Here is a 13,273-nt window from a genome sequence, read left to right as displayed (position 1 = left end):
TTGGCGCTCTCATTACCTGCAACGATGCAAGTTCGCAGTCAGTTCCGGTTTATTTCGAAAGAGCCCGGCGATGCCGCGACCACGGCCGCGCAGATGACCTCACCTGCATGGACGGCGCCCGCCATTCCGGGCGGCCCGTGCGTCCCTCTCCCGGCATCCGCCATGACTCCTGCCCTCCGTTCCCCTGTTCCTTCCCGAGCCGCCGTCCCGCACACGGCTGTTGTCACCCCGTCGTACGCACCCGACCGCGCTGCCCGGTCGTACGGCCCCCTCTCCTGGACCGTCGCCGCCCCAACCGCCCGCGCCGCCTCGGCGAGCGAGGCGCCCGTCGTCATCAGGTCGTCGACGAGCACGACCGGACCCCCGCGGAGGAGGCCTGCACCACCCGGTGCGACCGCCAGCGCGCCCGCGAGATTGTCCAACCGCTGCCGGGAGTTGAGCACCGACTGGTCGACCACCGCTCGCTGCTGCCTCAGAACGTCGACCACCCGCGCCGGCGTCCCGGCCCGCCGCAGCTCACCCGCCGCCGCGAGCGCGATCCGCCGCACCGGATCATGCCCACGCGCCCGCACCGCCCTGCGCGCGGACGGCACAGGAACCAGAAGCACGGGCCCAGCACTCCCGGCCGACCGCCCACCGGCCGCCCCTGTTGCGGCTCCCTGCCACGCCCCGTTCAGCCCCCTCCCCGCCTCGCCGCCCGGTTGCAGCCCCTCTGGAAGCCCCACACGCAGCCCTGCCCGCACGGCCCCCGCCAGAGCCGCTCCAAGCGGTGCCGCCAGGGCCAGGGCGCCCCGCTCCTTGTGGGCCAGCAGCACGGCCCGCACCTCGTCCGCGTACCGGGCCGCCGCGTGCACGACCGGCAGCCCGGGCGGCTCCGTCACCGGTCGCACCCGGCCCGGTGCGGCGCCGCTCAGGGCCGTACGGCACTCCGCGCAGAGCACCGTACGAGGCCTCCCGCAGCCTTCGCACTCGGCCGGCAGCACCAGGTCGGTGAGGTCCTGCCACCACCCCCGCATGCCCCCACTGTGCCAAGGCCCGCGGCCACCGGCCACCCCTGTGGAAAACCCCCTGTGGACAACTCCGCGGCCCTGGCCGAAGGACAGTCCACCCCCCAATCAGGAAACGGCCGCCTCCATCAAGAAACCGCCCCCCGAAACAGAAAACGGCCGCCCCCGCCCGGAGCCTCGCCCCGAACAGAAGCGGCCGCCTTCAGTACCTGGCAACCGACACGACTCACCCCGGATAAACCGGCCCCGTCCCGTCGGTCACCACCTTCTGCCACTGCGCCCCGGCCTGAAGCCGCACGATGCCGTCCTGCGAGTACGCCACCAGGGGCACCCGCTCGTCCTCCGTGGCCGCGATCTCCTTCACCCCGGTGAGGGCAGCCGGCCCCGGCCCTTCCGGTGTGGACCCGTCGACCTCGACGTACCGCATCGTCTGCACGCCGTCCTGCTCGCGCCCGACCACCACGAGCCGACTGTCGCCGGCCCACGACATGGCCGTGACCTCTTCCCATTCCGGGGTCGCGGAACGCAGGTCGAGCACCGAGACGCTCGGCCGCTCGTCGCCGGACTTCGTCTCGCGCTCGATCCGCCCCATGAGCAGGGACGACTTGCCTTCCTTCGCCACGACGAGCGCGATGCGCACGCCGTCAGCGGCGACCCGCACGGCCTCGATGCGCCCGTCCAGCTGCGGTGTCTTCACCACCAGCGGCTCGCCCGCGCCGCTCTCCAGCAGAAGCAGCCGCGGATCGGCCGGGTTCCGGTCGGCGACCCACAGGTCGCCCTGGGTGTCCCAACTCGGCGCCGTCAGCCGGTCGTGCTCCGTCTTGCCCGTACTGCGCAGCACCGGATCCTCAAGCACTCCGCCCGGCGCCAGCGACCCGACGTACAGCTCCCGGCCGTCCGTGCCGACCCCGGCGGCCGTCCGCTCGTCCCGCGACACCGCCACGGACCGCAGCGGTGTTCCGCCCTCGCCCAGCGCGCCCGGCACGGGCTCCGGTGTCGTGCCGCTGTCGTCGGCCGGCATCCGTACGAGCCGGTGCTTCTCGTCGAGGAAGTACACGTACTCCACGTGCTCCGTCGAGCCCCGCTCGGCCTCGGTCGCGGCCTGCTCCTCGGTGAGGCTGCACAGCTGCCTGTCGCCCGCCTCCAGCTCGACCTCGTCCACCGCGGGAGTGAGGTTGCGCAGGGTGAACAGGAGTTGAGCGGCCATCTCGGTGCACTTGCTCAGACCGACCCGGGCTGCCCGGTCGTTCAACGGCACGGTGAGCTTGTTCTGATCGTCGGGCGTCAGCGAGGTCCCCTTCTCCAGCGCCGTACCGGTGGGGAAGCTCGTCCTGACCACGTGCCTCAGCCAGCTGGTCGGCCCGTTGAGCAGGGAACGCACCATCTGCGTCATGGGATCGACCCGCTCACGCACATAGACGGGATCGGCGACCGCCGTCTGCCCGCCCGTCCTGGCGTCCGTGTTGGAGGCGAAGTAGTACTTGTTGACGGACATGTAGTTGCGCTCGAAGTCGCTCTTGCCCATCACCACGCCGTTGGGAAGCCCGTCGATGCGCCACTGCTTGGACTTCGGGTCCTGTGTGAGGTGCAGCAGCTGTTCGTAGAGCCCGCCGGCCGGCACGTACGACTGCTGCTCGTCCACCGTGGCGACCTTGGTGCCGCTCAGCGTGAACGTGGTCGCGCCGGTGTCCTCCCGGCCCCTGGGACGGGCGACCTCCACGGCGCTGGGACCGTCCGCCAGGACCGTCGTGCCCAGCTCCGGCTGCCAGCTCCGGGCCGCGTCCTTGGTCAGATACTGGCTCGCCGTCTTGTAATTCGGATCGTCGCTGGTCAGCGCCTCAAGAAAGCCCTGGACAAGCTGCGTGGGCGTCGCGTCCTCCGACGGCGGCATGGCGAAGACGCGCACCTGGGTGTCCTGGCGCGGTGTGGACTCCACCCCGCGCAGATCCCCGCTGTCCGGCATCGAGGCACACCCCGCCAGCAGTACGGCGCCACAGACGACGTACGCCACCGCGCGCCCGGGCCTGCGCCGGACGCCCCCCTCACGGCCAGCGCCCACGACCTGCCTCCCCTTGCCTGCCCGGGCCCTCGCGGGACCCGACGTCCTCACTCCGTGCCCCCCTCGGCGGGCCCGTCGTCCTGCCGCCGCGCACCCGAAGCGGGCCGGGGCACCACGCGCGCGCCATTGCCCGGCAGCGCCGTCGGATCGGCCACCGGGACCACTCCGGCCAGCCGCGGTGCGATCGGGTCCCGTGACGGCCTTGAGGGCGCCTGGCTGCCCGTCTGCTGCGCCGGCACGGTGGCGCGCTTCTCGCCGCACGGCAGACCGGCGTCGTCGAGGCCACGGTTGCGGCGCGAGTCCTTGGGCTCCAGCGGTATCGGCGAGCCCCGCAGCGGCTCGTCCGCGGTCCGCGGCAGCGTCAGCCGGAACTGCGAGCCGCCGCCCGGCTCGCCCCAGGCCTGCAGCCAGCCGCCGTGCAGCCGCGCGTCCTCCAGGGCGATGGACAGCCCCAGACCCGTACCGCCGGTGGTACGCGCGCGTGCCGGGTCGGCCCGCCAGAAACGGCTGAAGACCCGGGTCGCCTCACCCGGCTTGAGACCGACGCCGTAGTCGCGCACCGCGACCGCGACCGCCCCGCCGGCAGCGGCGAGCTTGACCACGACGTCCTTGCCCTCGCCGTGCTCCACGGCGTTGACGACGAGATTGCGCAGCACCCGCTCCACCCGCCGGGCGTCGGCCTCGGCGACGACGGGCTGCTGATCGCCCACGACGCGTACCCGCGTGCCCTTGCGCTCGGCGAGCGGCTCGGCCCCGCTGACAACCCGCCGCACGACTTCCCTGAGGTCGATCGGCTCGGCCTCCAGCGCCGCGGCGCCCGCGTCGAAGCGGCTGATCTCCAGCAGGTCCGCCAGCAGCGACTCGAACCGGTCCAGCTGGTCGGCCAGCAGCTCCGCCGACCGCGCGGTCACCGGGTCGAAGTCCACCCGCGCCTCGTGAATGACGTCCGCGGCCATCCGTACGGTCGTCAACGGCGTGCGCAACTCGTGCGACACGTCCGACACGAACCGCCGCTGCATCCGCGACAGATCCTCCAGCTGCTGGATCTTCAGCTGCAGGCTCTGCGCCATCTTGTTGAACGCCTCGCCCAGACGCGCGATGTCGTCCTCGCCGGTGACCTTCATACGTTCCTGAAGGCGCCCGGCGGACAGCCGCTCGGCAATGCCGGCCGCCATCCGCACCGGCGTGACCACCTGTCGCACCACGAGCCAGGCAATGGCCCCGAGGAGTACGACCACGAAGAGCCCGGCGGTCGCCAGCGTCCCCTTGACCAGGCTCAGCGACTTCTCCTCCTGGGTGAGCGGGAAGAGGTAGTACAGCTGGTAGGGGTCGCTGTTGGGGTCGTTGACCTGCTTGCCGATGACCAGGGCCGGCTGGGACTCCTTGCCGCCGTCGTAGATGATGCGGGTGTAGCTCTGGGCCGCCGTCGTGCTGCTGTCGACCCGCTCGCGCAGGGCCTCGGGCACGCTCTTGGCGGCGATCACGTTTCCGGAGGCGCGCGGCCCGCGCCCGTTGCCGCTGTCCTCGCCCGCCGGGAGCGTCACCACGTCGAAGGCGCCCTGGCCGCCGCTGGACAGCGACTCCACCAGGTCACTCATCCACTGGATGACGTTCTGCTCGGGCCGGCCGTCCACCGTGCTGCCGTCGTCGCCGGTCCCGGCAGCCGCCTCGTCGGCCTTCTGCTTGGCCACCGCGAACCCGCCCGTGGCCTGGCTCTGCGACGCCTTCACCTTCGCGTCGAGCAGGCCGTTGCGCACCTGCCCGATCACGACGAAGCCCAGCAGCAGGACCACGCCCAACGACATCAGCAGAGTCGTGACCACGACCTTGAGCTGGATGTTGCGCCGCCACAGCCGCATGACCGGCAGCAGCGGACGACGCACCCAGCGCAGGATCAGACGGAGGACCGGGCTGCCCTGCATTCCGCCCTGCAGCAGCCCGCCCTCCAGAAACCGTCCCCAGCGGGAGCCTGCCGTCCCCCGGCCGACAGGCCGCCCCGCGCGGGCCCCGGACCGGCCGGGTGCCGAAGCGGCACTGTCCCCGGACATGTCAGCTCGGTCCCGCCTTGTAACCGACACCACGGACGGTCACCACGATCTCCGGCCGCTCAGGGTCCTTCTCGACCTTGGAGCGCAGCCGCTGCACATGAACATTGACCAGCCGCGTGTCCGCCGCGTGGCGGTAGCCCCACACCTGCTCCAGCAGGACCTCACGCGTGAACACCTGCCACGGCTTGCGGGCCAGCGCGACCAGCAGGTCGAACTCCAGCGGCGTCAACGCGATCGACTGCCCGTCCCGCTTCACGGAGTGACCGGCCACGTCGATGACCAGGTCGCCGATGGCGAGCTGCTCGGGCGCCGGCTCCTCCGACCTCCGCAGCCGCGCCCGGATACGGGCGACGAGCTCCTTCGGCTTGAACGGCTTCACGATGTAGTCGTCGGCACCCGACTCCAGGCCCACCACGACATCGACGGTGTCGCTCTTCGCCGTGAGCATCACGATCGGCACGCCCGACTCCGCCCTGATCAGACGGCACACCTCGATGCCGTCCCGTCCGGGAAGCATCAGGTCGAGCAGCACCAGATCGGGCTTGGTCTCACGAAAAGCGGCCAGCGCCTTGTCGCCGTCGGCTACGAAAGACGGCTCGAAACCTTCACCACGCAGCACGATGCCGAGCATCTCGGCCAGTGCGGTGTCGTCGTCGACGACAAGGACTCGTCCCTTCATAAACGACATCATCCCATTCTCGTAACAGTGACCGGGGCGCTGGTGAGCGAGGTCACTGGCCTGTGACGATAGTCGTATGGGGTCGTCACTGTCTGCCCTCGTCCGTCGCTGCTCATGTCCGCCACGGCTGTCAGCCCGACTCCGCGGCACTCCGGCGCTCCCTGAGCGCGGCGGCAAGTGCAAGCAAGGCTTCCACCTGGGCCATCTTGATGCACTGATCCTGAGACAGCCGCCCCTTGGCCGCCTGCTCAACCTTCTCCATCAGCTCGCGCGCCCGGTTCGCGTGCACCGCGTACTCGGCCATAACTTCTCCCCCGAAGGTGTCTCGAACATTCGCACGTCACTGAGGGTGAGTCGAGGGGCGAACGGCGCCCGCCCAGCCGTGTCCGACGCGGACGCCCCCGACGTCATCAGCCGATCGTCACCTGCCGCGCCTTGGCGCACAGCTCGGCCAGCGCCTCGGCCGTGACCGGCGAGACCACCCCCTCCTCGGTGACGATCGCCGTCACCAGCTCGGGAGGCGTCACATCGAACGCCGGGTTGTACGCCTGCGTCCCCAGCGGCGCCACCGGGATCCCCCCGCCCGGCCCCGTCACCGGCACCTGCGGAGCGGAAACCTCGGTCACCTCGAACCCGGCGCGCTGTTCGACCTCGATCGACGCCCCGTCCGGCGTGTCCGGATCCACCGTCGTCACCGGCGCCACCACGATGAACGGCACATGGTGGTACCGCGCCAGCACCGCGAGCGGATAGCTCCCCACCTTGTTCGCCACCGACCCGTCGGCCGCGATGCGGTCCGCCCCGATCAGCACGGCGTCCACCTCCCCGGCCGCGAACAGCGACCCCGCCGCGTTGTCGGTGAGCAAGGTGTACGCCATCCCACTGCGGGCCGCCTCGTACGCCGTCAGCCGGGCGCCCTGCAGCAGCGGACGCGTCTCGTCCACCCACAGCCGCCGCAACTGCCCCACCCGATGCGCGGCAAGCGCCACAGCGAACGCGGTGCCCTCCCCGCCGGACACCAGCGAGCCGGAGTTGCAGTGCGTGAGGACACGGAACCCGCCGCCGGGCAGCAACTCGTCCAGCAGCGCCAGCCCTCGCTCGGCCATCCGAGCACTGGCCTCGGCATCCTCCTTGTGCAGCCTGCGCGCCGCGGCCAAGGCTGCCCCCGCCGCCTGCTGGGGCTCGCCACTCCTGGCGAACTCGGCCCGATACGCGGCCTGAGCCCTGCGCACACCCACGGCGAGGTTCACCGCGGTGGGACGGGCGGCCGCGAGCGAGTCCGCGGCGTCGTCCACGTCGAAGCCGCGCGCGGCGGCCAACGCGACCCCGTACGCCCCCGCGATGCCGAGCAGCGGCGCCCCGCGCACGGCGAGCGACCGGATCGCCTCCACCAGCACCGGCGCATCCGTACAGACGAGTTCGACCTCCTCTGCCGGCAGCCTCGTCTGGTCGAGCAGGACGACCACCGGTCCCTCGGGTGGTTCTTCCCAGCGGATCGCCGGTGTCTCGGTCGGCCGTTTGTCCTCGCCGGATTGCGCGTACTGATCAGCCATGCGGTCAGTCTGCCCCTTATCCGGCGGACAATTGAAGGTGTGCAGCCCATACCGTGGCCGGTCCCTGGACGACCACCCCATGGCACGATGGCTGCCAACCTGCCGCCGCGACCGCGGACGGGCACCGTGAAGGAGCGACGATGAAAGACACTCCGGGCTGGGCCTCGCCCGGATCCGCCCCGTCCGACGGACAGGAACCGGCAGCGTCCGGCCCTGCCGAGCCCGCCGACCGCCCCGGCCCCGAGCAGCCCGCCGACCAGCCCGGCCCGCAGCCGCAGGAACCCGGCTCGAAGTGGTCCAAGGAGCAGCCGCCACCCGCCCAATGGTCCGCGCCCTCCGGTCCGGCAGCCCCGGACCGGACCCCGCCTCCCCCACCACCCGGCCCGGGCTGGGGCAACCAGCCCCCCGCCAACAACGGTTGGGGCGGCCCCGGTGGTCCCGGTGGCCCCGGTGGCTACGGAGGCCCCGGCGGACACGGTGCCTGGGGCGGCGGTTGGGGCGGCCCCCCGCCCGCGGCCAAGCCCGGCGTGATCCCGCTCCGCCCCCTCGGCGTGGGCGAGATCCTCGACGGCGCCGTCTCCACGATGCGCGCCTACTGGCGCACCGTCCTGGGCATCTCCCTCACCGTCGCAGTGATCACCGAGGTGGTCGTCGTCCTGCTCCAGGGCCTCGTCCTGAACGACCGCATCGACACCGAAGCCCTGAACGACCCCAGCGCCACCCTCAGCGAGCTCGGCCGCGCCCTGGGCGACGCCATGCTCAGCTACGGCGTTGTCTCCCTGGTCTCCCTGGTCGGCACGGTCCTGGCGACGGCCCTTCTCACCACGGTCGCCAGCCGCGCGGTGCTCGGCAGGCCGGTGACCATCGGCGAGGCCTGGACCGCCGCCCGCCCGCAGGTGGGAAGGCTGTTCGGCCTGATCTTCCTGCTGCTGCTCATCACCTTCGGCATCGTCGCAGTGGGCGCCCTGCCGGGCATCCTCGTGGCCGCCGCCGGCGCGGGCGAGGCGGGCGCCGCCCTCGCCGCCCTGGGCAGCCTCTGCGCCGTCGTCGTCGCGGTGTGGCTGGTGATCCGCTTCTCCCTGGCCTCGCCCGCGCTGATGCTGGAGAAGCAGGGCATCGTGAAGTCGATGAGCCGCTCCGCAAAGCTGGTCCGCGGCTCCTGGTGGCGCGTCTTCGGCATCCAGCTGCTGGCCATGATCATCGCGAGCATCCTCGCGTCGATCATCGCCATCCCGTTCGCCTTCCTGGCCGGCGCACTGAGCAGCGACGGCGTCACCGGCCTCATCAACAGCAGCGGCGACTACAGCTGGACGTACCTCATCGTCGTCGGCATCGGCGCGGTGATCGGCTCCATGATCACCTTCCCGATCTCGGCGGGCGTCACCGTGCTCCTCTACATCGACCAGCGCATCCGCCGCGAGGCCCTCGACCTCGAACTCGGCCGCGCCGCCGGTGTCCAGGGCTACGGAACCGACACCCCGGGGAGCTGAACCGGTGAGCCTGGCGGGGGGAGTTCTCACAGCGACGCCTACACTGCCGCGCGCGGCCGTACGAGCACTGCTGCGCGCCGACGGCACCTCCGTGCTGTCGGCGGACGAACCGCCGGTGACGATCCCGCGCGACCCCGCGCAGGAAGCCGCGCAACGCGAGCTGTCCAAGCGGATGTACCACGAGAACGACCCCAGCCTGTTCCAGCGCGCCCTGGACGCCTTCTGGGGCTGGGTCGACGACCTGTTCAGCAGCGCCTCGGCCATGACACCCGGTGGACCGCTGGGCCTGGTCGTCGTCGCCCTCGCCGTACTCGCCGTCCTGGGCGCCCTCTGGTGGCGCCTCGGCAACCCGCGCCGCGAACCCACCTCCTCGGCCGCCCTGTTCGACGACCGCCCCCGAAGCGCCGCCGAACACCGCGCGGCCGCCGAGGCGCAGGCCGCCCAGGGCCACTGGAACCAAGCCGTCCAGGAGCGCATGCGGGCCATCGTCCGCTCCCTGGAGGAACGCGCCCTCCTCGACCCCCGCCCCGGCCGCACCGCCGACGAGGCAGCCGCCGAGGCGGGCCGCGCCCTGCCGGCCCACACGGACCGGTTGCGCACCGCCGCACGGGACTTCGACGACGTGACGTACGGCGGCCGGCCCGGGACCGAGGCGTCGTACCGCCGCATCTCCGAACTCGATCGCGACCTGGACCGCACCAAGCCCCAGCTCGCCACCACCAGTGCCCACAGCGCGGCCCACAACGCCCGCCAGGGAGCCGCCGAATGACCACCGAGGCCACGCTCCCGCCCACCTCGGTCTCGCCCACGGCACGCCAGGTCTGGACCCGCGCGCGAGGCATCGCCCTCGCCCTCGTACTCCTCCTCGTGGGCGCCGTCGCGATCGCCCTCATCCGCTCCGACGCCCGGCACGGCACCCTCGACCCGCGCTCCCCCGACCCGCTGGGCAGCCGCGCCGTCGCCGAGCTCCTCGACGATCGAGGCGTGTCCACGCGCGTGGTCACCACTCTCGACGCAGCGCGCGCCGCAGCCGGCCCGGACACCACCCTCTTGGTCGCCGTCCCCGACCTGCTGACGGAGCAGCAGCAAACCTGGCTGCACTCCGCGACCGCCGACTCCGGGGGACGCACCATCCTCGTCGCGCCCGGCAGTTGGTCCGTCGAACGACTCGCCCCCGGCGTCGTCGCAGACCCCGCCAAAAGCCTGAACTCCACACTCCGGCCCGCCTGCGACCTGCCCGCCGCCCAGCGCGCCGGCACCGCCGACACGGGCGGCCTCCGCTACACCACCACCCACCTCAGGGCCGACTCCTGCTACCCGAGCGAGCGTCTGGCCACCCTCCTGCGCATCCCGGCCGCATCCGGGGACGGCGACACCGTCGTACTCGGCGCGCCCGACATCCTCTACAACGACCGCCTCGACGAGCAGGGCAACGCCTCGCTCGCCCTCCAACTCCTCGGCTCCCGCCCCCATCTGGTCTGGTACCTCCCCTCGCTCTCCGACGGCACGGCCACCGACACCTCCGACGACCGCGGCTTCTTCGACCTGGTCCCCTCGGGCTGGCTCTGGGGCACGCTGCAACTCTTCGTCGCCGCCGCCCTGGCCGCCCTCTGGCGGGCACGCCGACTCGGCCCCCTCGTGCCCGAAAAACTCCCCGTGGCGATCCGCGCCTCCGAAACCGTCGAAGGCCGCGCCCGCCTCTACCGCAAGGCAGACGCCCGCGACCGCGCGGCCGCCGCTCTTCGCTCCACCACCCGCACCCGACTCGCCCCTCTCGTAGGCGTCCCCGTCGCCCAGGCCCATGCGCCCGAGGCCCTGCTGCCCGCCCTGTCCACCCACCTCCACGGCGACGGACAGTCCCTGCGCACCCTCCTCTTCGGCCCGCCGCCCGGCGACGACGCCACCCTCATCTCCCTCGCCGACCAACTCGACGCCCTCGAAAGTGAGGTACGCCGTCCATGACGGACCCGACCACCGACAACGCCGGGCAGACCGAGGACCGGGCCAATTCCCGGGCCTCCCTGGAAGCCCTGCGAGCCGAGATCGCCAAAGCCGTGGTCGGCCAGGACCCCGCCGTGACCGGCCTAGTCGTCGCCCTCCTCTGCCGCGGACACGTTCTACTAGAAGGAGTCCCCGGGGTCGCCAAAACGTTGCTCGTCCGCGCCCTCGCATCCGCACTCGAACTCGACACCAAGCGCGTCCAGTTCACCCCCGACCTCATGCCGAGCGACGTGACGGGCTCCCTGGTCTACGACACCCGCACCGCACAGTTCTCCTTCCAGCCCGGCCCGGTCTTCACCAACCTCCTCCTCGCGGACGAGATCAACCGCACGCCCCCGAAGACCCAGTCGTCCCTCCTCGAAGCCATGGAGGAACGCCAGGTCACGGTGGACGGCACCCCCCGCCCGCTCCCCGAGCCGTTCCTCGTCGCCGCCACCCAGAACCCGGTCGAGTACGAGGGCACCTACCCGCTCCCCGAGGCCCAGCTCGACCGTTTCCTCCTCAAGCTCACGATCCCCCTCCCCTCCCGCCAGGACGAGATCAACGTCCTCACCCGCCACGCGGAGGGTTTCAACCCGCGCGACCTGCGCGCCGCCGGCGTACGCCCCGTAGCGGGCCCCGCCGACCTCGAAGCCGCCCGCGCAGCCGTGGCCAAAACAGCGATCTCCCCCGAGATCACGGCCTACGTCGTCGACATCTGCCGCGCCACCCGCGAATCACCGTCCCTCACCCTCGGCGTCTCCCCGCGCGGCGCGACCGCCCTCCTCGCCACCGCCCGCGCGTGGGCCTGGCTTACGGGCCGCGACTACGTCATCCCCGACGACGTGAAAGCCCTGGCCCTGCCCACCCTCAGACACCGCGTACAGCTCCGCCCCGAGGCCGAGATGGAAGGCGTGACGGCCGACTCCGTCATCAACGCGATCCTCGCCCACGTCCCCGTCCCCCGCTGATGGCACTCACCGGACGTGCCGCGCTCCTCGCAGCCCTGGGCTCCCTCCCCGTCGGCATCTGGGAACCGAGCTGGACCGGCATCCTCGCCGTCAACGCCCCCCTCGCGGTGGCCTGCGCCTGCGACTACGCCCTGGCCGCCCCCGTACGCAGACTGGGCCTGACCCGCTCGGGCGACACCTCCGCACGCCTGGGCGAAACAGCCGACGTCACCCTCACGGTCACCAACCCGTCCGGCCGCCCCCTGCGGGCCCAACTCCGCGACGCCTGGCCCCCGAGCAGTTGGCAGCCCGGCACGGAGATCGAAGCTTCCCGCCACCGCCTGACGGTGCCCTCCGGCGAACGCCGCCGCATCACCACCCGTCTACGCCCCACCCGTCGCGGCGACCGCCAGGCCGACCGCGTGACAATCCGCTCGTACGGCCCTCTGGGCCTCTTCTCTCGCCAGGGCACCCACAAGGTCCCCTGGACGGTACGCGTCCTACCGCCGTTCACCAGCCGCAAGCACCTCCCGTCGAAACTCGCCCGCCTCCGCGAACTCGACGGCCGCACCAGCGTCCTCACCCGCGGCGAGGGAACAGAATTCGACAGCCTGCGCGAGTACGTCCCCGGCGACGACACCCGCTCCATCGACTGGCGCGCCACAGCCCGACAGTCCACAGTCGCGGTACGCACCTGGCGCCCCGAACGCGACCGCCACATCCTCCTCGTCCTGGACACGGGCCGCACCTCTGCCGGCCGTGTCGACGACGCCCCACGCCTCGACGCCTCCATGGACGCCGCCCTCCTCCTGGCAGCCCTCGCATCCCGAGCCGGCGACCGCGTCGACCTACTTGCCTACGACCGCCGGGTACGCGCCCTCGTCCAGGGCCGCGCAGCCGGCGACGTCCTCCCGGCCCTGGTCAACGCCATGGCCACACTGGAACCCGAACTCGTCGAAACGGACGCCCGGGGCCTGACCGCCACCGCACTCCGTACGGCCCCCCGCCACGCCCTGATCGTCCTCTTCACGAGCCTCGACGCGGCCCCGATCGAGGAGGGCCTCCTCCCCGTCCTCGCCAGGCTCACCCAGCGCCACACAATCCTTCTGGCGTCCGTGGCCGACCCTCGAGTCGCCCGCATGGCAAAAGCACGCGGAAACACCGAGTCCGTGTACGAGGCAGCAGCCGCCGCCCAGGCCCAGAGCGAACGCCACCGCACGGCAGAACAGCTACGCCGCCACGGAGTCACTGTGGTCGATGCGACCCCGGACGAACTGGCACCTGCTCTGGCGGATGCCTACTTGGCACTGAAGACGGCAGGCCGCCTCTGAAAATCAGGGGGCTCATTCACAGAGCCCCCTGAAAGTCCCTGAAATGCAGAAAGGCCCACGCCATATGGCGTGGGCCTTTCTTAAAATTTGTTCGGCGGCGTCCTACTCTCCCACAGGGTCCCCCCTGCAGTACCATCGGCGCTGTGAGGCTTAGCTTCCGGGTTCGGAATGTAACC

Annotated in this window: 11 protein-coding genes and 1 rRNA gene; 5 read left to right on the top strand and 7 right to left on the bottom strand. The window is 71.9% G+C overall.

Going from position 1 to position 13,273, the window contains the following annotated elements; all coding sequences use genetic code 11:
* Window positions 1–38 precede the first annotated feature (38 nt).
* From AB0Q90_RS31570 to mtnA, 6 genes are all read right to left on the bottom strand, one after another.
* Entirely contained in the window at window positions 39–1,016 is a 978-nt protein-coding gene (locus AB0Q90_RS31570) for a ComF family protein (protein WP_363165666.1), read from the bottom strand.
* A gap of 217 nt (window positions 1,017–1,233) precedes the next feature.
* Window positions 1,234–3,066: an LpqB family beta-propeller domain-containing protein gene (locus AB0Q90_RS31565; RefSeq protein WP_363165665.1), complete on the bottom strand. Its 1,833-nt coding sequence runs from the start codon at window positions 3,064–3,066 to the stop codon at window positions 1,234–1,236.
* A gap of 47 nt (window positions 3,067–3,113) precedes the next feature.
* Window positions 3,114–5,114, bottom strand: a complete 2,001-nt coding sequence (gene mtrB / locus AB0Q90_RS31560; protein WP_363165664.1) for an MtrAB system histidine kinase MtrB — start codon at window positions 5,112–5,114, stop codon at window positions 3,114–3,116.
* 1 nt (window position 5,115) lies between these two features.
* The gene (gene mtrA, locus AB0Q90_RS31555; protein WP_015659998.1) at window positions 5,116–5,805 is read right to left on the bottom strand and encodes a two-component system response regulator MtrA; all 690 of its coding nucleotides are present in this window, start codon (window positions 5,803–5,805) and stop codon (window positions 5,116–5,118) included.
* A 118-nt stretch (window positions 5,806–5,923) separates the two neighbouring features.
* Window positions 5,924–6,097, bottom strand: a complete 174-nt coding sequence (locus AB0Q90_RS31550; RefSeq protein ID WP_363165663.1) for a hypothetical protein — start codon at window positions 6,095–6,097, stop codon at window positions 5,924–5,926.
* 106 nt (window positions 6,098–6,203) lie between these two features.
* Window positions 6,204–7,346, bottom strand: a complete 1,143-nt coding sequence (mtnA, locus tag AB0Q90_RS31545; protein ID WP_363165662.1) for an S-methyl-5-thioribose-1-phosphate isomerase — start codon at window positions 7,344–7,346, stop codon at window positions 6,204–6,206.
* 140 nt (window positions 7,347–7,486) lie between these two features.
* Here mtnA and AB0Q90_RS31540 point away from each other — a divergent pair, with 140 nt between their 5' ends.
* From AB0Q90_RS31540 to AB0Q90_RS31520, 5 genes are read left to right on the top strand one after another with little or no spacing between them, the layout of a single operon-like run.
* Complete coding sequence (locus tag AB0Q90_RS31540) at window positions 7,487–8,836, top strand: glycerophosphoryl diester phosphodiesterase membrane domain-containing protein (protein WP_363165661.1); 1,350 nt, start codon at window positions 7,487–7,489, stop codon at window positions 8,834–8,836.
* 4 nt (window positions 8,837–8,840) lie between these two features.
* Window positions 8,841–9,605 (top strand): DUF4129 domain-containing protein, encoded by a 765-nt coding sequence (locus AB0Q90_RS31535; protein WP_363165660.1) that lies wholly within the window; start codon window positions 8,841–8,843, stop codon window positions 9,603–9,605.
* Window positions 9,602–10,798 carry a DUF4350 domain-containing protein gene (locus AB0Q90_RS31530; protein WP_363165659.1) on the top strand — a complete coding sequence of 399 codons (1,197 nt, stop codon included), beginning with the start codon at window positions 9,602–9,604 and terminating at the stop codon, window positions 10,796–10,798. The genes AB0Q90_RS31535 and AB0Q90_RS31530 overlap by 4 nt, the downstream gene beginning before the upstream one ends.
* Window positions 10,795–11,787, top strand: a complete 993-nt coding sequence (locus AB0Q90_RS31525) for a MoxR family ATPase (protein WP_363165658.1) — start codon at window positions 10,795–10,797, stop codon at window positions 11,785–11,787. The genes AB0Q90_RS31530 and AB0Q90_RS31525 overlap by 4 nt, the downstream gene beginning before the upstream one ends.
* A complete protein-coding gene (locus AB0Q90_RS31520) occupies window positions 11,787–13,097 on the top strand; it encodes a DUF58 domain-containing protein (RefSeq protein ID WP_363165657.1) in 1,311 nt (436 codons plus the stop codon). Before AB0Q90_RS31525 ends, AB0Q90_RS31520 begins: the two co-directional genes overlap by 1 nt.
* 89 nt (window positions 13,098–13,186) lie before the next feature.
* Here the strand turns inward: AB0Q90_RS31520 and rrf are convergent.
* A 5S ribosomal RNA gene (gene rrf / locus AB0Q90_RS31515) occupies window positions 13,187–13,273 on the bottom strand; the annotation flags it as partial.

The sequence above is a fragment of the Streptomyces sp. NPDC079141 genome (assembly GCF_040686775.1).
GTDB lineage: Bacteria > Actinomycetota > Actinomycetes > Streptomycetales > Streptomycetaceae > Streptomyces.
Note: the sequence above shows the minus strand (reverse complement) of the source record. Positions and strands in the feature narration are given on the sequence as shown.

What these genes read in the sequence shown, in the direction of transcription:
- AB0Q90_RS31570 (WP_363165666.1), bottom strand. Translation starts at nt 1,016, where the DNA reads ATGCGGGGGTGGTGGCAGGACCTCACCGACCTGGTGCTGCCGGCCGAG.
- mtrB (WP_363165664.1), bottom strand. Translation starts at nt 5,114, where the DNA reads ATGTCCGGGGACAGTGCCGCTTCGGCACCCGGCCGGTCCGGGGCCCGC.
- mtrA (WP_015659998.1), bottom strand. Translation starts at nt 5,805, where the DNA reads ATGATGTCGTTTATGAAGGGACGAGTCCTTGTCGTCGACGACGACACC.
- AB0Q90_RS31550 (WP_363165663.1), bottom strand. Translation starts at nt 6,097, where the DNA reads ATGGCCGAGTACGCGGTGCACGCGAACCGGGCGCGCGAGCTGATGGAG.
- mtnA (WP_363165662.1), bottom strand. Translation starts at nt 7,346, where the DNA reads ATGGCTGATCAGTACGCGCAATCCGGCGAGGACAAACGGCCGACCGAG.
- AB0Q90_RS31540 (WP_363165661.1), top strand. Translation starts at nt 7,487, where the DNA reads ATGAAAGACACTCCGGGCTGGGCCTCGCCCGGATCCGCCCCGTCCGAC.
- AB0Q90_RS31530 (WP_363165659.1), top strand. Translation starts at nt 9,602, where the DNA reads ATGACCACCGAGGCCACGCTCCCGCCCACCTCGGTCTCGCCCACGGCA.
- AB0Q90_RS31525 (WP_363165658.1), top strand. Translation starts at nt 10,795, where the DNA reads ATGACGGACCCGACCACCGACAACGCCGGGCAGACCGAGGACCGGGCC.
- AB0Q90_RS31520 (WP_363165657.1), top strand. Translation starts at nt 11,787, where the DNA reads ATGGCACTCACCGGACGTGCCGCGCTCCTCGCAGCCCTGGGCTCCCTC.